The organism is Bianquea renquensis (assembly GCF_014384895.1).
Lineage (GTDB): Bacteria > Bacillota > Clostridia > Lachnospirales > Bianqueaceae > Bianquea > Bianquea renquensis.
In genome coordinates this window covers 1-20,438 of sequence record NZ_JACRSQ010000005.1, presented here as the reverse complement: position 1 = coordinate 20,438, position 20,438 = coordinate 1, and the positions used below count along the sequence as shown (strand labels likewise).

Below are 20,438 nucleotides of genomic sequence, written 5' to 3'. Positions count from 1 at the left end.
CATGTCTGTTTCCTTTGCAACGGTATCCACCGTAGGATTTCTCTTGCATGTCTTTAATTTGAAAGCTCCAGATGCTGCCGAAGCTCAGAGGAAATTTTAGAAACCTCCTCCTCATTGGGAATCCAATACCAGACCCCATCAATTGTCTTTCCCACTCCCGGGAGGGTATCGTACTGGGAAATCGATTCCGCGCATTGCCGATAGCTCAGAACCAAGGTTGTCAGGTCCTGCAGCGTCAGATCCGTCTGCATATTATCCCGGAGGGAATCCAGAATGCTCTGGTAATTCAAAATTCCTTCCAAGGACAGCGCTTTTTTTGCCATGGCCGTTACCAGATTGCGCTGCCTGCGGTTTCGCCCAAAATCGCCTTCCGGATCTTCATAGCGCATTCGGGCATAGGCCAACGCTTCCTCGCCATTTAGGGAGATGGTTCCCACAGGAAAATCAAATCCGTCCAGGGAGAAGGCCATGGTGTTCTCCACCGTAACACCGCCCAGCGCATCAACCACCGTCTCAAATCCATTTAAGTTGACGAGGACATAGTGATCAATGGGAATGTTCAAAAAGTTTTGGACCGTGTTGATCGTCATCTCCACCCCGCCAAATGCATGGGCGTGATTGATCTTATCCACCGTCCCCCTTCCGATGATCTCCGTCCGCGTGTCACGGGGAATACTCAGTATTTTCACCGACTTGTCATTGGGATTTATGGTCGCCACCATGATGGTGTCTGTCCGTCCACGCTGTTCCGTCCGCCCTAATCCTCCCGTATCCGTTCCCAAGAGCAGTACGGAAAATGGCTCCTTTCGCCCAATCAAATCTGTAGAATCGGAGCCGCCGTCCTCCGCTCGCTTGTTCTCTTTTGAAACCGATACATACACGGCGTCCGTCATATCTTTTACATCCAGATACGCCTTCAAAAGCACTCCAGAACAGGCGACAATCAGGACTCCCAACGTAATCAGAATGGCTCTCAGCCAAACGCGCTTCTTTTTTCCTTCTTTTCTTGCCATCCAAACACCCTTTCCGTCACCTGAGACGGCGACATAAATAATTATAGCAGTTTATGTCGAAAAGGCAAGTTAACAATTTCCTCGAAGTCTTACCATACCCTTACGATTTTATGACAAATCTGCGTTTCATCTGGGATTATAGCAGCGCGGCGCCGATGATCCCCGCATCATTGCCAAGGGTGGCCGTGACCATGCGGGGCAGCGCAACCTGTTTACAAAAGACTCCCTGCGCTACATATTCCCGAATGGGATTTACGATGTAGTCCCCCTGGGCGCAGATGCCGCCGCCCAATACGATGGCTTCCGGCTGAAAAATATTCACCAAATTTGTGATCCCCTCCGCCATATACCAGATATAGCCTTTGATCACCTGGTTCGCCGCCGCATCCCCCTTTTGCGCTGCATCAAAAATCAGACGGCCATTCAACCGGTCCCTTTGCCGCATGGAAGCCAGCAGGGAACGCGGGTTCCGGTCCGCCGCATCATTGCCCATGCGAATCAGGGCTGTCGCGGACGCATAGGATTCCCAGCAGCCCTTTCTCCCGCAGGTACAGCGTACGCCACCGGAGACGATGACCATGTGGCCGATCTCTCCCCCAGCAGAATTAAAGCCGGAATGGATTTTGCCATCCAATACAATTCCGCCGCCGACACCTGTGCCAAAGGTAACCATAACCGCTGACCGGCATCCCTTGGCTGCCCCCGCCGCGTATTCGCCCAGGGCGGCACAGTTGGCGTCGTTATCCAACCGAATTGGCACCGGAATGTATCGCCCCAACTCCTGCACAAGCGGCACATTCTCCCAGCCCAGATTATTGGAATATAAAATATTGCCCGTCTCCTTATGGGGTGTGCCCGGGCTTCCAACTCCAACGGATTCCACTGAATCGATGGAGGTTCCCGCCATCTGAGCCAATTCCACCGCCAGCAGTCCCATATCATGGATCACTTCGGAATACGGCCGCTGCGCGTCCGTTGGAATCGACTTCGCACAGAGCAGTTCCCCGCTATCATTGAGCACGCCTCCCGCGATATTTGTGCCGCCGAGGTCAATCCCGATTCTCATCCTTACCTCCATTCTGGCGTTTTGGCTCAGCCTCATAACGCCACATGAGTTTTCAACAGCATACCTTCGCCCTTTGTCAAACATGTGCCCATGGCTGCGGGCAACAGGATCACGTCCCCAATGCCAAATTCCACATCATTGGCCGTTCCGCTGCCTTCTAGGCAGATTAGAATCTCAAAGCGCTCCCTCGGTACAGCCATTGCCTCTTCACCACGGAAACGCACGCGTTTCGTCTCAAAGAAAGGGCAGCACACTCCTGCGTCAATATCGCTGCGCTCCTCCCCCAGTGAACTGGCTCGGTTCACCACCTGCAACGCTTTCTCCACATGGAGCTGCCTTGGCTTTCCATCCAATCCCAATCGATTATAGTCATAGACTCGATATGTAGTATCCGAGCTCTGCTGGATCTCCGCAATCAGAATCCCCGCCCCGATGGCGTGCAGCGTCCCCGCTGGGATAAAAAACGTGTCGCCTGCTTTCACATCCACCCAGTTGAGCAGTGACTCGATGGTTCCGCTGGCGATGGAGTCCTCCAGTTCATCCTCCGCAATCTCCCTTTTAAAGCCGTAGACGAGCTTAGCGCCAGGCTGCGCGTGGAGGACATACCACATTTCCGTCTTGCCGCTCTCCCCTGCCCCCTCCAAACGTCTGGCCTGTTCATCGTTGGGATGGACCTGCACGGAAAGCTTATCATGGGCGTCGATAAACTTGATCAGAAGCGGAAATTTGTTTCCATACCGCTTCCAGACCTCCGTGCCCACCAGATCCGCTCCCAGTCTCGAAACAGCCTCTCCCAACGTCATTCCCTGACACGGTCCACCGGCAATCCGGCTCTGTCCGCTGGGGTGAGCCGACACTTCCCAGGACTCGCCTGTATGCTCGGAAGGTATAGGCTTATGGAGATACTCGCGAAGTCCGCTCCCTCCCCAGATCATGTCCTTATACACGGGGGACAGTTTCATTGGCTGCACAATCTCCACGTTCATTTCACTCTCCCCTTGTCTCAGTATTGAATCAAGGTCTTCACATCATAGCCTTTCAGCATTTCACGGCCGCCCAGCTGGACAAGCTCAATGAGATACATCAGGTTGACCACTTGGCCCCCCGCCTCCTCGATGAGTTCCACAATGGCCTTTGACGTGCCTCCTGTGGCAATTAGGTCATCGACGATTACGACCTTTTGTCCAGGCCGGATGGCATCCGCGTGCATCTCCAGCACCGCCGTCCCGTACTCCAAAGAATATTCCCTTGAAAGCGTCTCGTAGGGCAGCTTTCCTTTCTTGCGGATGGGGATGAATCCCTTGTTCATAGCGTAGGCCACCGGCACACCAAAAATGAAACCGCGGGATTCGGGGCCCACCACATAGTCAAATTCAAACTGGGAGAGCACTTGACACATTTGATCAACGGTTTCCCTTAAGGCCTGGGGATTGTGAAGCAGCGGGGTGATATCACGAAATAGCACACCTTTCTGCGGAAAATCCGGAATATCCCGGATGATTTTGTTAAGTTCCATTGTCTGCACCTCTCTTATGCTTTGTAAACCCTTTTGTATGTTTCTGGCGTCTTGGCTCTGCCCTCTGCGGATATCGCGCAGCGGTTTGTTCGCTTCGCTCACCGCGCGGCCGGCGCGTATAATCGCTTCGCGATTATTATACCATAGTTTGAAGCGAATGACAGCATCTTTAAAAAACTTTTTTATTCAGCGGATATTCGTAATGGTTATCTGTGCGCTGGTCTCTCCTTTATACTCATGAATTCCCGCTTGATAGCACAGATCCACCGTAATCACGTCCCGCATATACTCTCCCTGCTCTAGACGGCGCCAGACACTCGGCCCGTATCGCGCAAGAATTACCCTCTGCAGCAATTCCAGCCGAAATAGGACTCCCTCCGCCGGCTCGCCATCTTTTACAAAGGATACTCTGGCCACCGACCGATTCTTCCCCATGATCCGGCACTGCCGGAGCTCCACGCCCTTTTCCGCGAAAATGGGGCGGGGATTTCCGGTGCCATATGGGCCTAACTCATCCAACGCCTTTACGAGTCCAATGGATACGTGGCTCGTGGGATAGGCCGCGTCGATATAGACGCATGGCACGCATGCCTCCTGGGACAGGGTTGACACCTCATTGATCCTCCGCCGGAACTCCTCCACTCTCGTCTCCTCCATGGACAGACCCGCTGCCATGGGGTGGCCGCCAAACTTGGTGAATACATCTTTCACCTTCTGCATTTCCTCAAACATACTATACCCGGGAATCGAGCGGCCCGATCCTTTTACTCCGCTTTCCGCTTTCGTCAAGACGAATACAGGGCGGCAATATCTCTCTTTGAGCTTCCCAGCGATAAGCCCGGCGATGCTTTCGTGGATCTCCGGGAGATAGACGACTTTGACCATATCATCTGCCAATTGGGTTTCCATCTGCGCTACCCCTGCTTGGATTCCCTCCTCCGTCAGCGCCTGCCGTTTTCGATTTAGCTCAAATAAATCTTTTGCAAGCTCCGCTGCCTTCTCCGCCTCATCCTTGATCAAGATATCGATGTATTTATCCTGCCGCTCCAGCCGCCCTCCTGAATTTAGCATGGGCCCAATGACATACCCGCATGTATATACATCCATTCTTCCGATGTCACCTTGCTGCATGAGCGCGCGAATCCCAGTGATTGGGTTGGTGTTGAGCTGTTCCAATCCGCGATAGACGATCCGACGGTTTTCCCCCAGCAGCGGGCATACATCGCAGATGGTCGCCAGCGCCGCCAATCCTAAGAGGTTCTCCAGCTGACGTTTATCCTGCTTTTGCCGCTCATACAGTGCTTCCATCAATTTAAATGCTACACCTGCCCCGCAAAGTTGCTTGTAGGGATAGGCGCAGTCCTGCCGATGTGGATTCAGGATAGCATCCGCAGCTGGGAGTACATCCGCCCCATTTTCATCAGGGGTAATCTCATGGTGGTCAGTAATCACGAGATCCAGGCCAACTTCCCTGGCATATGCGGCCGCCTCAAATTCCCGTATCCCATTATCACATGTGAGGATAAGGCGCACCCCTTCTCCCTGGCAGTCTTGAATCATGCCTTTATGGATCCCGTACCCATCCTCCATCCTGGATGGAATGCGAACGCTGACATCCGCTCCCAGCCCTGTCAGCCCCCGGTAGAGGATCGCCGCCGAACTTATCCCATCTACGTCATAATCCCCGATGATCTTAATTTTACTATGTACCTCGATATGGGCCAGTATCAGGGTAACCGCTACCTCCATATCAGCCATGAGGAATGGATTCTCCAGGGGCGCATCCTTGTTCCAGAAGTCCTCCGCCTCCTCCGGCTCCACTCGGTTTGCGATAATCTTGGCCAGCAGGGGGTCCACGTGGAGCCTCTCAGCCAGAGCCTTATATTTTCGATTCCGCAAAATCCAGTTTTCTTCCATATCAATCTCCATTCCGGAGCGCTAGCGACGGGGCGAATTCTGCCGCCTGTGCGATTTGTGACGCTCCGGCACAAATCGCACACCCCACAAGAAAACGTCAGGTCTGGATTCCTCCAAACCTGACGAGGCGCATTTTGTATATTTCCTACGCGTGTTTCACTCGTTTCACAGCTTGGCCGCCCTTCTTCCCTTTCCTTCCAATTCCTTTCAACAAAACCCAGGTGGGGCTTGCAATGAAGATTGACGAGTAGGTTCCAGCCAGAAATCCGACTAAAAGGGGAAATGCAAACCAGCGAACAGACTGGACGCCGAGGATAAACAACACGAGAACCATGACGATAGTCGTCAGGGAGGTGTTGATGGACCGGCTCAACGTCTGCATGATGCTGTCATCGCACAGTTGATCCAGCTGGTCCTGCCGGTACAGCCGGGTATTTTCGCGGATTCGATCGAATACAACGATGGTATTGTTGATGGAATATCCAACGATGGTCAGAATTGCAGCGATGAACGTATTATTGACTGGAATCTGGAAGATGGCATACATGGCAATCACGATCAGGACGTCATGGAGCAGCGCAATGATAGAGCTGAGTCCGAACCTCCAATCTTTAAACCGGAACGTGATATAGAGAAGCATTAACAGCGCCGCCACGCTGGTGGCGACCACCGCTGTCCTCTGCATCTCCCCGCTGACTGTCGGGCTGATACTGGAATGACTGATCAAGTTCGCATTGTCTACCGTATCCAGGCCATATTTCTCCGCAATAGCAGTGTACAGCTGCTCGATCTGCTCTGTTGTAATCTCTTTGACCTTGATGGAAACCTGTGTCGCGCCGCCTGTACCGCTTACCTTCTGAACCTGCGGGTTGGTATCACCGGTAATCTCCCGAACGATGGGTTCAATATCCCCGCGGGCGTCAAACTCTTGTCCAATATCGATCTGCACCATGGTTCCTCCGGCAAACTCTATGTCGAAGTTCATACCGCGGAAGATTAAAAATGCAGCGCCTACCAGGATAATGGCGATGGAAATCGTATACCAGATTTTCGTGCGTTCAATTATTTTCATCGTTCCCACCTCCTCAGGCTTTCTTAACGTGTATCGAGCGATACAGCTTTGGATTCTTCGAGATCAAAGCCACACACTGCTGGATCAACAGGCGAGTGACAACCAGCGCTGTAAACATGGAGATCACGATCCCTAGGGCAAGAGTCTGGGCAAACCCCTTGATCGTACCGCTTCCCAGGAACCATAGGACCGCCGCTGCAATCAAGGTGGTCACGTTGCCATCCAGAATCGCTGACAATGCCTTTTTGAATCCGGACTCGATGGACACCAGGAGCCCGCGGCCCCCCCGCAGTTCTTCATTGATACGGGCGAAGATAATAACATTGGCGTCCACGGCCATTCCGATAGAGAGAATGATACCCGCAATCCCCGGCAGAGTCAGTGTAATATCCAGCAGGTTGATGAAGAACAATTCCAGCGTGATATAGAAGAGCAGCGCGATGGATGCCGCCACTCCTGGGATCCGATAATAGACGATCATGAAGATCAAAATCAGAATAAAACCGATGATGGCCGCCGTCACGCTGGTCTGCATGGCATCCTGTCCAAGCGTAGCGCCTACGCTATTGTGCTCAATATCCACCAGCCGCACTGGCAAGGCACCGCCGCGGATATCAGCAGCCAAGCTCTTCGCTTCCTCTTCGCCGGACATGCCTGTGATCTGCGCGACGCCGTCGGTGATAACAGAATTGACGGTGGGCATGCTGCAGACGGTTTCATCTAATCGAATTGCAATGTACTTGCCCTCATATTTTTCCGTCGCCTCCGCAAACTTCTCCCTGCCCTCCGCATTCAGTTCCAACTTGACATAGGACTGTACCGCGCTATTCTGAGATAGCTGACCCCGCTGATAGCTGGCATCAGCCACATCGGACCCTGTCAGGACTTCCTCCGCCAGGCCTGCCTCCAGAGCATCCGTCAAGATCTCAGGATAGGTCATGACTGTATAATACGCTTGCTGGGGAAGATAGGTCTTAGCCTCGGTCAGCAGCTCCGACTCGCTGTACTCCGCGTCCTCCCCATCCTGTTCTTTCAGCGCAGCGATGGCATCCTGCACGTATAAGTCATAGTACTTGTCCATGATGCTGCTATTCTTAATATCATCCCAATCAAAACCGACAAAGGTCAGCATCGCGGTCTTCCCGATATCCTCAACCGCTGCGTTGGCATCCTTCACACCCGGAATCTCCACCCGGATTCGGTCCGTTCCATCCAGATACGCCTGCGCCTCCGTATATCCCTTGGAGTCCAGTCGATTCTGAATAACCGCCAGTGCTCCTTCCATCTGACTCGATGAGGGATTGCTCCCCTCCTCCGCCTGATAGGTAATGCTGACACCCCCGGCCAGATCAAGGCCCAGCTTAATGTTTAGAACTCCAAATCGGTCGCTATAATCTCCGCCCCGGCCACCAATACCCACAAACGTAACGATGGCGGACCCGGCGATGATGAGCAAGGTAAGCAGCAAGATAAAAACATTCTTAAGACTCTTCATCCTCTTAAGCTCCTCCTCATTTTTAGGTCATACTGATTTATTTATTATAGACTCTGTGACCTAATATTGTCAACCTTTGTCGAGAATCTTTCCAAAATTGCCACCTTTTTGTATTACGGCGGACACCTCTCTAGGCGCGATAACACTGCATCATCAGCGCACACTCCAGCCGCTTGCGCTCAAGATGGCAGCTCAGCTCATAGTTTCCGTGCAAGTCATGGGCAAATTGCCATGCATTGGCGGCGCAACCGCCGCTACAGTAAAATTTGGCCCAGCAATCCTGACATCCCGGCTTTGAGTACACATTCACGCCCTTGAAGCGGTCCAGCAGATCTCTCCGCGTCACTCCCTCCAGCACGCTGCCCATCCGGAACTCCTCCTGCCCGACAAACTGATGGCATGGATACAGATCCCCGCTGGGGTGAACCGCTAAGTATTCACAGCCGGATCCACAGCCACTGAGCCGCTTGACGATACAGGGTCCCTGACTCAAATCCATCATAAAGTGGAAAAAGGTGAACCCATCGCCTCGCGCTTCTCTCGCCAGCATCTCCCTGGCCAGCAACTCATATTGCTCCTCGAGTTTCGGCAAATCCTCTTCTCGAAGGGCATAGGTTTCCTTGTCCCCGGCCACCACCGGCTCAATGGAAATCTGCTGAAATCCTTCGTCGGCCAGATGCAGCACATCCTTGGCAAAATCTAAATTTTCGCGGGTGAAGGTACCCCGGACATAATATCGTGTCTGTCCTCTCAGCTCGGCCATCCTCTTGAACTTATCGAGAATCAAATCGTAGCTGCCTTTCCCATTGGGCGTGGGGCGCATCCGGTCATGGACCTCCTGTCTGCCGTCTATCGACAACACCACATTGTCCATATTCGCGTTGAGATAGTCCATGATTTCATCATTGAGCAGAATGCCGTTTGTCGTCAGGGTAAAGCGGAATTTCTTGTGATGGCTCTGTTCCAGTTCTCTCCCATAGGCAACTAGCTCCCTGACCACATCCCAGTTCATCAAAGGCTCTCCGCCAAAAAAATCGACCTCCAGATTCCGGCGCTTCCCCGAATTCGCGACAAGGAATTCCAGCGCCTGCCGGCCAACCTCCGCACTCATCAGGGCCCTCTTCCCATGATACTCGCCCTCTTCCGCGAAGCAATAGCGGCATTTAAGGTTGCAGTCGTGTGCTACATGGAGACATAAAGCCTTGACAACCGTTTCCTTGTTTCCAATCGCCGGCGCCATATCCACGTAGGGATCGCTGGAAAATAACATTCCCTCCTCGACCAGCTCTGTCACATCGTCCATCGCCTCCTGGATATCCTGACGGGAATATGTATTGTCCAGGCTGGATAAACAGGCGAAGGAATCCTTCTTAGCCACTTCCCACCCGACTCGGTCAATCTCCGATACCACATCGTATACGACATCGTCCACAGTGTGAACGGCTCCACTGTACACATCCAGCACAACATTCACACCGTTCTGTTTAAATTGATGAATCAACCTTTCGTTCCTCCTAGGAAAATCTTTCTATAGAAAAAGCTCTATAATCCGCAAATAAGCAGCGGCAAAGCCACTGCTTAAAGGTCTTTCATACATCCGCTGCTTATTTCCGAACAGTTCCGCCTGTCAGCTTGATACTTTCACAGGTCTGATTTCCTACGGTACAGGAAGTCTTGCACGCGGACTGGCAAGAGGTCTGGCATTCGCCGCAGCCGCCCCGTTTCAGACTCTGCTTCAGCGTCGAACCATTTACTGTCTTAACTCGCTTCATTCATAATGCCTCCCTTCCAATGGAATCGCCTCATTGTACCATATTTTACGGGTACTTGTCAATCATAAGGCTGACTCTTTTCGCACCTGTGATCAGAACAGATTGTAGGGGGAGGCGGATGGCTCATGGAGCATCCCCCTCTTCTTTTAAATAGTCCAGAATTTCCTGGACACCCTCACCCGTTTTGGAGTTGACGTAAAAGATCGCGGTACATCCGGAATTGCGGAGCCAGCTGGCTGCCATTTTGGGATTCGCATTGGGATGGTCAATCTTTGTCACAATGCCGATCACATCCCGGTTGACCAGACACGTTATATTGGGCGGATACAGAGAATAGGGCTCGATGGCGCTGACTAGAAGTCCCACCACGTCAGCCTCATAGGAATAAAGGGCCAGCGCCGCCGCTAGACTTTTATTCTCCGCATACTCTCCCGGCGTGTCAATGACTACATCGTGAACGTTTACATACTGCGTCTTCTGATAGTGAACCACCTCGCCCCGCATGGCCTGTGTCAGTGTGGTTTTACCGCATTCGCTGCGGCCCATAAATAGAATTCGCTTCATATCACGTCTTAGTCACGTCACAGACAACAAAGCCAAGCTTTTCCCGCGTATAGTCGATGACCGCATTCAAAGATGCCTCCACATCTGAGATTCTCCCTGTAATGATCAAAGTCCCACTGAAGCGGTCCAAAAAACCGAGCTCCGCGTTGGATGCCTTCACTGCAATATCGCCGGCGATGATGGCGGTTTCCGCCGGACTCATGGTCACGATTCCGATGGCCGCCCTTGCATAATCAACTGCCGGATCAAGGCCCAGCTTTTGATATAAAATGGCATCTGGGGCTGCAATAATATGCGCCAAGGTAATCTGCTTGCCAGGGACCAGTTCCTGGACGATCCTCAGCTTTTCGTCCTGACGGACCTCATTGAAGATACTCATTGTGACTCTCCCTCACTCATCCACCGATTTGACATTCTAGATTGAACTGCTGCGCTGCCTCGAGCAACTTCTGCATCATGCCCTGGGTAGGGGGTTCCAGCTGTTCCAGCGCATAGGTACGGCCCAGGCCCGCATATTTGTCTTGCCCGAGCCGATGATACGGAAGCAGGTGGAGCTCTCTTACACCGGGCAAGCGCTCCGCAAACCGCGCGATCTCTGTTATCTCCTCCACCGTCCCGTTAAAGGGGGGCACAACCGGCACGCGGATACTCAGCTTTACATTGGTTGAGGATGCCACCCGAAACGCATTTTCCAATATTCTCTCGTTGGGCTGCCCGGTAAATTCCCGATGCTTCCCACTGTCCATGTGCTTAATATCCATCAGGCAATAGTCTAGGTATGGAAGCAGCTTCTCCATCGTTTCATAAGGGGCAAAGGCTGTGGTTTCTATGGCCGTATTAATCCCCTGCGCATGCGCCGCCCGCAACAGCGCAGCTGAAAAATCTGGCTGCATCAGACACTCTCCACCGGATAAGGTAAGGCCGCCATTGGAGCGTGTATAATAAGGGCGATCCTTCATGACCTCCTCCATAACCTCCTGGACCGTTACATCACGTCCTACGCTCTTGGCTGCTTGCCCCGGCAGACGCATTGTCTGAACCGCGTAGTCCTGTGATTCCGGATTGCAGCACCAGCGGCAGCGCAGCGGACACCCCTTGAGAAAGACGATTGTGCGGATCCCCAGTCCATCGTGGATGGAATATTTCTGGATGTCGAAAATTCTTCCCTGTTCCTGCCAATACGTTTCCATCTTTGTCCCTCTTAAATTCCCTGTTCCGTGCGGCGGATGATATCATCCTGCAATGATTTTGACAGCGTTGTAAATAAGGCGCTGTAACCAGCTACCCGAACAACTAGCGTCTTATAGTTCTCCGGGTGCGCCTGCGCATCCAAAAGGGTTTCCCTGCGAACGACATTAAACTGCATATGCATACCCTTTTGATCGAAATATCCGCGTATCAGAGCTACAAACTTTGACAATCCTTCCGTGCCCTCCAGAGCGGACGGATGGAATTTCTGGTTAAACAGCGTGCCGTTGGAGGCGATGGCGTGATCCAATGCCGCGACAGAATTCGCCGCCGCTGTGGGGCCGTGTACATCCCTACCGGAAGCGGGTCCCACACCGTCTGCAACCGGTGTATGGGCATACCGGCCGTCCGGCGTCGCACCGGTCTGCGCGCCCAGCGGCACATTGGCCGATACTGGATACAAACCGGCCTGATACCAGCCGCCTCTGGGATTTCGGTATTGTTCCAAAGGTTTCGTATATGTATACGCGACATCCCTGGCAAATTGGTCAACCTCCGGAATATCATTTCCATACTTTGGAACTTCCTCAATCATAGCCCGCAAGGCCTCATATTTCAGGCGTTTTTCCTCTGGAACTCCATTGGCCTTGGCCACCTGATAGATTTCCCGGATCCTCTCCTCATCGACCTCCACTTCCTGATCTACAAGGCGCCTGGCTAAGGCCTTTGTGATCTCCGCGGCATCCTCAGGAGAGAGCTGTCTGCCGAAGTTATGATCCATAGCCTCCTTGTACTCCGCCATGGTGACCTTCTTCTGATCGTAGACCAATGTCTTGATGGCATAGAGAGAATCTGTCATATTGGCGATGCCGAAGCCCTGTGGTCCGGTGAAATTGTAGACGGCTCCGCCTTCCTGGACACTCTTGCCGCGCCCGATGCAGTCCTCCACCATGCTGGAGAGGAAAGGAAGCGGGCAGCGCTCCGCGTGGGCGACATCAATGGCATTATCGGCATTGACCATCAGACTCAACATATAGTGATTCTGCTTCTTATAGGCGTCATAGAACGCATCAAAAGTCTCCATATCCTCCACATTGCCGGTATCAATGCCAACTTTAACGCCTTCATCCATTCCGTTGTGAAAGACTAGCTCCAGCGGACGGCACATATTGTAGAAGGCGGCATCATGCCAGCCCTCTGTTTTGCCGGCTTTCTGCGGCTCCACGCATCCGATGATATTGTACTCGCGGGCATCTTGCAGGGTCAGCCCACGGTTCATCAAGGCCGGAATTATCACTTCGTCATTGTAATATGCCGGAAGTCCAATACCTGTCCGGGTCAGCTCCGCAGCCCGCATCAAAAACTCATGGGGCGTCTTATTCCAGACCCGGACGCTAAAGGAAGGCTGCGGAAGCATGACATGCATACAGGCCTGAATCGACATGAAGGACAGATCATTTGTCACATCTTCCCCGTCCCCATTCTGGCCGCCAGCAATCAAATTTTGGAACATCCCGTAGCCGGCAAAGCCTTCCGCCGAGGCGTGATCTCTTGCCTTGTTCAAATCATTAAGCTTAACCCAGATACAATCCATCAACTCCTGGGCAAACTCCCGCGTGATCCGCCCGCTGTCCAAATCTTTCTTGTAGTACGGATACATATATTGATCGAAGCGTCCCGGAGAGATGGAGTGACCGTTGGATTCGATCTGCAACAGCATCTGGACAAACCAGAAGGACTGGCATGCCTCATAGAACGAAGTCGCTCCCTTTGCGGGAACCTTCGCACAATTTTGAGAGATCTGTATCAATTCAGCGCGGCGCACTGAATCTGTACATTGCTCCGCCTCGCGGGCCGCAAGCTCCGAATACCGATATGCATACTGAATGGCTGCCTGACAGCTGATCATCACTGCCTGCAAAAACTGACTTTTTTTAGAATACTCCGCATCCCCCAGGGACATCTGATCCAGGGCCGCCTGTGCTTCCTGGATGATGCCTTCGTAGCCAATTCGCAAAACCTTATCGTAGCTGACGGTTACATGCCCGACTCCGTTATAAAAATAATTTCCTGGGGTAAACATATTGTGTTCAATGGCGATCAAAGTCTGCGGTGCCATGTAGGAAGTGGCCAGCTCACTGGTGGTCTTACCCTTCCAATACTGAAATACCTCGTGCAGCGACCTCTTGGTGTCCTCCGAAATAGAGAAGGGATCCGCATCTCTCGTGGCAATGGTATCGAACTCACTCTCCAGCCACTCGAAAGAAAACTCGGGAAATACTTGACACCCTCTCGGAGCAATGGTTGCGCTCCCTACAACCAATTCCTCCGGCCGAATCACAATGGGAATATACTTTAGAATATGTTCGAATGCCTTTGCACGGCGCATAATAACCGGCTCTGTCTCGGTCTCTCTGTATGATTGCGTAATCAAGACCGCCCTGTCCGCCTCAATCGCTGGCATCTTTTCAAATAAATGTGAAATCAAACGGGGAATTCTGTCACTCTTTTCAATATATTCCGTATAACCGTGATCCATCCTTGCCTCCATCTTGCCGCTTTGGCGGCAACTATATCAACTTCTATTGTCTTACGTTATATCCTACACCATGCAGCTCCAATTGTCAACCCTAACCAAAGACAATCCAACAAAAAAGAAGAAAAACATTCTTTATATTTCTGTGTTTTAAAGATTTCTCGGTTCTGTGTTATGTATAGGATGTGGGACAGGCGACCATGAGCCACAGAAATTTTTATCAAAAAATCAGAACCATGGAATTCAACTTTGAATAGAATACTAAAAAAGGGCTACACTATCTATTGTCTTCCCGGGAGGTTATTATAGACTTGCAGGGGTTGTGCGAAAAGCGTCTTTTCACACAACCCCTGTATGCTGCAAGGGCTCCAGGTAGGAATCCGGAATTGGACGCCCATTATAGCCGACGCCAAGAGGGACTTCCTGCTTATTCTCCCCGTGATAATCGCTGCCGCCTGTACAGAAAAGACCAAGAGCCCGGGCCCTTTCCTGCAAAAATAGGGTTCCCTTTGCATCACAGGTAGAATGGATAACCTCCAGACCATCCATGCCTGCACTCGCCGCAAACTTAAGCAACACAGCACATTCATCCTCGTTTAACTTGTAGAGCAGCGGGTGGGCCAGCACAGCCTTCCCCCCGGCGCCATGGATCAGGCCGATGGCTTCCTCCGGCGATAGCTGCTGTCTGGGAATATAGCCAGGACACCCTGTCCCAACAATCTGGTCAAAGGCTTCATTGGTATCGCGGCAGTATCCCTTTTCCGTCAAAGCCTGGGCAAAGTGGAGACGGGAGATGACATGCCCTTCGCCTCCAGAATAGCGCTCTATATCTTCTTTTGTGATGGCGTATCCCAGCTGCTGCAAGCGAAGCAGCATCGCTTCATTTCTCCGCTGGCGCTCTTCCCGGATGGAGCGAAGCCTGTCCGCAAAATCCGGCTGTTCATAGCGAAAGCCGTATCCGAGAATGTGAATATCGCGCCCACGGTAGGAGGCGGAGATCTCGACGCCAGGTATAGCAAGTATGCCAGCGCTTTGTCCTGCTTCCATAAATTCTTTCACACCGTCGGTATTGTCGTGATCCGTCAGGGCGATGGCGCGAAGCCCGAGCGCGGCTCCTTTTTGGACAATCTCTTCCGGGCTATCGCTCCCGTCGGAATAATAGGAATGGGTGTGCAAGTCAATCGACATAGAATCGTTCCTTTCGGTATTGGTATTTCCGTGTGATACCTATATGGTATCACAGGAATGGAAAATGTACAAGATTTTCCCGGCAAAGGGGAGCATAAATTTAACTGTCCAACATACATATGGAGTAGAGAGGATCATGAAAGTGGGAGGGATTGTTGTGCAACATACAAAAAGAGAGACACGGAGAGCCGTACATAAAAGCAGCGCAAAGGCCGCTTCGAGCGGAAGCGCACCGATCAAATGCGTCCTGATGGGCCTGATTCTGTCCTACGGGATCACAACGGCTGGAATTTTGCTCTCCGCAGTGCTGCTGAATTCAGGGGGCTTGAGCGGGAGTCCTAAGCAATATGTTCTGTTGGTCATGGTGATTGTGGTCATATCCGTCCTTGCCGGAAGCCTGTTGACGGCAAAGAAAAGCGCATCGGGTGGTTTCAAGTGGGCGCTGGTCATGGGAGTCCTGTATTTGGCCATCCGTATGCTGGTATCCTTTGGCGTCAATGGAACAAACCTATTTGTCGGCAACCTTGTGACAGAGATTGTCTCCACACTGGGAACCGCTGCTTTAGGCGGAATCCTCGGCGGTCGAAGAAAATAACAAATATTTCTATGTCCCTATTGACAAGTGCATATTCCATGAGATATAATGCAACTTGTAGATTGATGAAAGCAAATAATGACAGAAAGGAGACAGGACGATGCATCGCAATCACATGATACAATCGGCGCTATATTTTGCAGACCATCAAAGTATAAGGATTCGCATATCCCTTGATCGTGTGAACACCTTCGATATCCATGCCCTGTCTTCGTCTGTCGTTTAGCATTGCTTGTTTGCAATTTCTTACATAGCAGTCTGACAGGTGGCCATGGGATATCGTCCCATGGCTTTTTTACGCCGTTTCGCCGTCTTGAGCCGGAGAAAAGCCATGCAGCTTGGAGGGAGCTGGATGGCTTTTCTTTGTCTTCGGCCTATCATTCTCAAAAGGAGGTCTTATCCTTGCAACTTGTACTGAAACATATGAGAAAACATCTCCTCGGCTACTGTATTGCCACCCTCGCCATGTTGGCCGCCATTGCTCTGGATATGTTGAATCCGCTCCTAGTCCGCGTCATCATCGACGACATCATCAAGGCGGGGCATGTCGAGCTTTTGACAAGGACGCTGCTGGCCCTGCTGGGCGTAACGTTGGGTCGGGGAATCCTCGGCTATCTTCGAGAATTCTTGTTCGATAAGACGGGCAGCAGTGTTGCGATGGACTTGCGCAAAGAGGTGTTCCACCATGTCAACTCTCTTTCTCTATCCTTCTTCGATACCCGCAACACCGGGGAGCTCATGGCCCGGATCAAGGAGGATGTGGACAACATCTGGGATTCATGTGGATTCTGTATCCGATTTCTGATCGACCAGATCGTATACTTCGTCATGTCCGCTGTCATTCTCTTCATCTTAAGCTGGAAGCTGGCCTTATTATGCCTGGCGGTTATGCCGCTGATTTTCCTGTTGGCTATGATCATGGAGAGAAAATTAGATAAAATCTATGACAAAATCAGTGATCAGGCCGCCGTGCTCAATACAACCGCCCAGGAAAATATTGCCGGCGTCCGGCTGATCCGATCCTTTGCCCGGGAACCCTACGAGATCGAAAAATTCCGGAAGCAGAATGAAGAAAACTATAACCTCAACTATCAGGAAACCCACATTCTCTCCAAATATGATCCCGCCATCGAATTTCTGTGCAGCGTCGTGACCGTCTTTATCATCACCGCCGGTGGGATCCTAGTCATCGGAAAGGACCTAACCCTGGGAACACTGGTGGCTGTCAACAGCTTCGCCGCCATGATGACGGGGCCCGTGCGCAATCTGAGCTGGATCGCCAACGTCATTGCTCGGGCCAGCGCGTCGCTCAAAAAAATAAATGCCATCATGGCAGAAAAACCGGAAATTCAGCCGCCGGACAATCCTCAAATTCCTCCCGTGATCCAAGGCGCCGTTTCCTTTTCCCATGTGTCTTTCTCCCGGGATTCCAAGACGATCCTGGACGATATCAGTTTCACCCTTCCCGCCGGCGGAACTCTGGCCATTATGGGCTTCACCGGCGCGGGTAAATCATCGATTATCAACCTCCTGTGCCGCTTCTATGATGTGACCGGTGGAGCCATCTCTCTTGATTCCATCGATGTCCGAAACTGGGACTTAACAGCCCTGCGCAGGAGTATCGCCGTGGTGATGCAGGATGTGTTCCTCTTTTCTGACACTGTAGAAGAAAACATTTATTTTGGGGACGACACGGACCTGGAGTCACAGCACAGCGTATCGAAGGAGACGATGCTACAGGCATCCCTGGACGCCCAGGTTCACGCCTTTGCCCAGGGACTTTCTGAGGGCTATGAGACCATCATCGGAGAGCGAGGCATCGGCCTATCGGGCGGTCAGAAGCAGCGGATCTCCATCGCCCGCGCTCTGGCGAAAGACTACTGCAAGGTTCTCATTCTGGACGATGCCACATCAGCCCTGGACATGGAGACAGAGCACGCGATCCAGGAGGCCATCGACAAGCGCAAGGATGTCACGAAAATTCTCATTGCCCATCGAATCTCCGCTGTGAAAGATGCGGATGAAATCCTATTCTTGGATAAAGGCCGAATCGCAGAGCGCGGAACCCACGACGTTCTGATGGCGAAAAAAGGGCTCTACTATGAAACCTATCTGGAACAATATGGCGCACAGTACGGCGCCACCACCGCATAAGGAGGTGTAACGCTATGCCCATCAATACATTTCGCGAGGACGAGGAGACAAAGGAGGGCGTAAAGCTTCCCATGCTAAGACGGCTTTTGCGCTATCTGATTCCTTATAAGAAATCCGTGCTCAAGGTATTCGCTCTCATTGCCCTCATCTTAGCTGTACAGCTGTTTAATCCGCTTTTCCTTCAGGTGGGGATTGACTACTTTATTGATAAAACCCAGAATATCCCCGGATTGCTAGCCGTTGGCGCTCTCGTGGTTGCACTGAATATCCTCTCCATGTTTGCCATTCGTCTTCGCCTTCGGGAGATGGCCAAACTATCCAATCGAGTGCTGTATCAGATCCGGCAGGATCTATACGAGCACCTGCAAACCCTGGCATTTCGCTACTTTGACGAGCGGCCGGCTGGCAAAATCCTCGCGCGGGTCATCGGGGATGTCAACTCCCTAAAAGAGTTGTTCAATCAGTGCATTCTCACACTGCTCCCCAACCTTGTCAAGCTTGTCTGCGTGTGCGTGATCATGTTGATTCTCAATGTCAAGCTGGCTCTCTTCGCCCTCCTCATCGTACCACTTCTTGCCGTGGGCCTGATTTTTATCCAACGTCGGGCACACCGGGGCTGGCGCCTCTTCCGAAAGAAGAATTCTAATCTCAATGCCTTTGTCCATGAGAATATGTCCGGCATCCGTGTTGTCCAAGGGTTTGCCGCCCAGGGCCAGATGAATCGGAATTTCAACGGGCTCATCCGGCAACAGCGGGGTGCTTACATTAGCGCTGTCCGCTATACGGACCTGTTCTGGGCCTTTGTCGAGGTGGCATGGGGGGTAGGCAGCATCATCGTCTATTGGGCTGGTGTCCGCATGTTGGATACCGGTCATATCACCGTTGGCCTTCTCGTGTCCTTCAGCAGCTATCTGTCCATGTTCTGGCAGCCCATCATGGATCTATCCAATTTCTATAACAACCTGGTTACCAATATGGCGGCGGCGGAACGGATTTTTGAGGTCCTGGATACGGAGCCTGAAATCCAGGATGCTGACGGAGCCCAGGTGCTCCCGCCCATCAAGGGAGAGGTGGAATTTCAGCATGTCACCTTTGGATATGACCCACAGGTTCCGGTTTTGCGGGACGTGAGCTTTTCCGTCGCCCCCGGTCAGTCCATCGCCCTGGTTGGCCCCACAGGCGCGGGAAAGACATCCATCATCAATCTGATCAGCCGGTTCTACGATATCCAGGAGGGGACGATCCTGCTGGATGGGCACGACATCACCCAAGTGACCCTGGAAAGTCTGCGGAGTCAGATGGGCATTATGCCTCAGGACACCTTTCTCTTTTCTGGCACCATAAAGGATAATATCCGGTATGGCCGGCTGGACGCCACGGATGAGGAGATCGTAGAAGCGGCCAAAGCCGTCCACGCCCACGAGTTTATCGTGGAGATGGAAAAAGGGTACGACACGGACATTCAGGAGCGGGGCGGCCGCCTCTCCGTGGGGCAGCGGCAACTCGTCGCCTTTGCCAGAGCCATGCTGTCCAACCCACGCATCTTGATACTGGATGAGGCTACATCCAGTATTGACACCCATACGGAACGGCTGGTCCAGGCGGGCATCCGCCAATTGTTGGCAGGCCGGACCTCTTTTGTCATCGCCCACCGCCTATCCACCATTCAACAGGCGGATCAGATCCTCGTCATCGACAAAGGACAATTGATGGAGCACGGCACTCACGGGGAGCTCATGGAAAAGAAGGGGTTGTACTACAATCTTTTTATGGCGCAGTTTTTGAGGGTTGGCTGACACAACAGAATCACGTCCGCCTCTCGGCGGACCTCAAAATTTACGAGGGCTGTCGCATCAATGATTAGAAAATCATAGATGCGGCAGCATCTTTCCCTAGGTCTGATAAAGATCGCTGAGCTCCATTTCCTCCACAAACGCACACAGAAGACGGACCGGGGCATCTGCCGGGATCAAAATTTCCACATCCAGCGGAAGTTTGATTTGATAGTACAGAGAAGATTAGGTATAATCTTTTTGTAAGATTTTATTTAGTGGCATAAATAAATTTTTCACCAAGAGCCAGGCCTTGTGATCAGCCCCATGTCAAGTAGACAAGCGAAATATCTAAAATAAGATTATAGGCATCCGCCATATCTGTGTTCTGATATGGCGGATATTTATGTTATGCACACCATTTGGCCTTGTAGGCTTCTATCCGCTTGTTTTCGGCAATCGGATACTGGGTTGCTGTTTCAGAACCCAGTGCCTCTCGCCTTACCTCAGATGGTGTTTTACAATGAAATCTGTCCTGCGGTCTTTCTTCCGCATAAAATTTCATATATCCATCAATGGCTGAACGCAGA

18 protein-coding genes are annotated in these 20,438 nt (G+C 51.9%); 3 read left to right on the top strand and 15 right to left on the bottom strand.

The window, feature by feature from the left end; genetic code table 11:
• Positions 1-53: 53 nt before the first annotated feature.
• From H8730_RS04810 to H8730_RS04745, 14 genes are all read right to left on the bottom strand, one after another.
• Positions 54-1,013, bottom strand: a complete 960-nt coding sequence (locus H8730_RS04810) for an LCP family glycopolymer transferase (RefSeq protein ID WP_177718962.1) — start codon at positions 1,011-1,013, stop codon at positions 54-56.
• A 136-nt stretch (positions 1,014-1,149) separates the two neighbouring features.
• The gene (locus H8730_RS04805) at positions 1,150-2,079 is read right to left on the bottom strand and encodes an ROK family protein (RefSeq protein WP_177718963.1); all 930 of its coding nucleotides are present in this window, start codon (positions 2,077-2,079) and stop codon (positions 1,150-1,152) included.
• A gap of 32 nt (positions 2,080-2,111) precedes the next feature.
• Positions 2,112-3,065 (bottom strand): type I phosphomannose isomerase catalytic subunit, encoded by a 954-nt coding sequence (locus H8730_RS04800; RefSeq protein WP_177718964.1) that lies wholly within the window; start codon positions 3,063-3,065, stop codon positions 2,112-2,114.
• A 17-nt stretch (positions 3,066-3,082) separates the two neighbouring features.
• A complete protein-coding gene (locus tag H8730_RS04795) occupies positions 3,083-3,595 on the bottom strand; it encodes an adenine phosphoribosyltransferase (RefSeq protein WP_177718966.1) in 513 nt (170 codons plus the stop codon).
• 186 nt (positions 3,596-3,781) lie between these two features.
• Positions 3,782-5,512: a single-stranded-DNA-specific exonuclease RecJ gene (recJ, locus tag H8730_RS04790; protein ID WP_177718968.1), complete on the bottom strand. Its 1,731-nt coding sequence runs from the start codon at positions 5,510-5,512 to the stop codon at positions 3,782-3,784.
• A gap of 145 nt (positions 5,513-5,657) precedes the next feature.
• Positions 5,658-6,584, bottom strand: a complete 927-nt coding sequence (secF, locus tag H8730_RS04785; RefSeq protein WP_177718028.1) for a protein translocase subunit SecF — start codon at positions 6,582-6,584, stop codon at positions 5,658-5,660.
• 13 nt (positions 6,585-6,597) lie between these two features.
• Positions 6,598-8,079 carry a protein translocase subunit SecD gene (secD, locus tag H8730_RS04780; protein ID WP_177718026.1) on the bottom strand — a complete coding sequence of 494 codons (1,482 nt, stop codon included), beginning with the start codon at positions 8,077-8,079 and terminating at the stop codon, positions 6,598-6,600.
• Positions 8,080-8,209: 130 nt separating this feature from the next.
• A complete protein-coding gene (gene scfB, locus H8730_RS04775; RefSeq protein WP_177718024.1) occupies positions 8,210-9,580 on the bottom strand; it encodes a thioether cross-link-forming SCIFF peptide maturase in 1,371 nt (456 codons plus the stop codon).
• A 103-nt stretch (positions 9,581-9,683) separates the two neighbouring features.
• The gene (scfA, locus tag H8730_RS04770) at positions 9,684-9,851 is read right to left on the bottom strand and encodes a six-cysteine ranthipeptide SCIFF (RefSeq protein ID WP_177718022.1); all 168 of its coding nucleotides are present in this window, start codon (positions 9,849-9,851) and stop codon (positions 9,684-9,686) included.
• 123 nt (positions 9,852-9,974) lie between these two features.
• Positions 9,975-10,415 (bottom strand): EutP/PduV family microcompartment system protein, encoded by a 441-nt coding sequence (locus H8730_RS04765; RefSeq protein WP_177718020.1) that lies wholly within the window; start codon positions 10,413-10,415, stop codon positions 9,975-9,977.
• A 1-nt stretch (position 10,416) separates the two neighbouring features.
• On the bottom strand, positions 10,417-10,794 hold the full coding sequence (locus tag H8730_RS04760) for a BMC domain-containing protein (protein WP_177718018.1): 378 nt from the start codon (positions 10,792-10,794) through the stop codon (positions 10,417-10,419).
• Between the two features lie 16 nt (positions 10,795-10,810).
• Entirely contained in the window at positions 10,811-11,605 is a 795-nt protein-coding gene (locus H8730_RS04755) for a glycyl-radical enzyme activating protein (protein ID WP_177718016.1), read from the bottom strand.
• Between the two features lie 11 nt (positions 11,606-11,616).
• Positions 11,617-14,142: a glycyl radical protein gene (locus H8730_RS04750; RefSeq protein ID WP_177718014.1), complete on the bottom strand. Its 2,526-nt coding sequence runs from the start codon at positions 14,140-14,142 to the stop codon at positions 11,617-11,619.
• A gap of 336 nt (positions 14,143-14,478) precedes the next feature.
• The gene (locus H8730_RS04745) at positions 14,479-15,327 is read right to left on the bottom strand and encodes a PHP domain-containing protein (RefSeq protein ID WP_177718012.1); all 849 of its coding nucleotides are present in this window, start codon (positions 15,325-15,327) and stop codon (positions 14,479-14,481) included.
• Positions 15,328-15,484: 157 nt separating this feature from the next.
• Here H8730_RS04745 and H8730_RS04740 point away from each other — a divergent pair, with 157 nt between their 5' ends.
• From H8730_RS04740 to H8730_RS04730, 3 genes are all read left to right on the top strand, one after another.
• Positions 15,485-15,922 carry a TIGR04086 family membrane protein gene (locus H8730_RS04740; protein WP_177718010.1) on the top strand — a complete coding sequence of 146 codons (438 nt, stop codon included), beginning with the start codon at positions 15,485-15,487 and terminating at the stop codon, positions 15,920-15,922.
• A gap of 402 nt (positions 15,923-16,324) precedes the next feature.
• The gene (locus H8730_RS04735; protein ID WP_177718008.1) at positions 16,325-18,076 is read left to right on the top strand and encodes an ABC transporter ATP-binding protein; all 1,752 of its coding nucleotides are present in this window, start codon (positions 16,325-16,327) and stop codon (positions 18,074-18,076) included.
• 14 nt (positions 18,077-18,090) lie between these two features.
• Positions 18,091-19,872, top strand: coding sequence for an ABC transporter ATP-binding protein (locus H8730_RS04730; protein ID WP_177718006.1), 1,782 nt, complete (start codon positions 18,091-18,093; stop codon positions 19,870-19,872).
• 385 nt (positions 19,873-20,257) lie between these two features.
• Here H8730_RS04730 and H8730_RS04725 read toward each other — a convergent pair.
• Positions 20,258-20,438: hypothetical protein (locus H8730_RS04725; RefSeq protein WP_249289503.1), on the bottom strand; the 181-nt coding region annotated here is incomplete at its 5' end.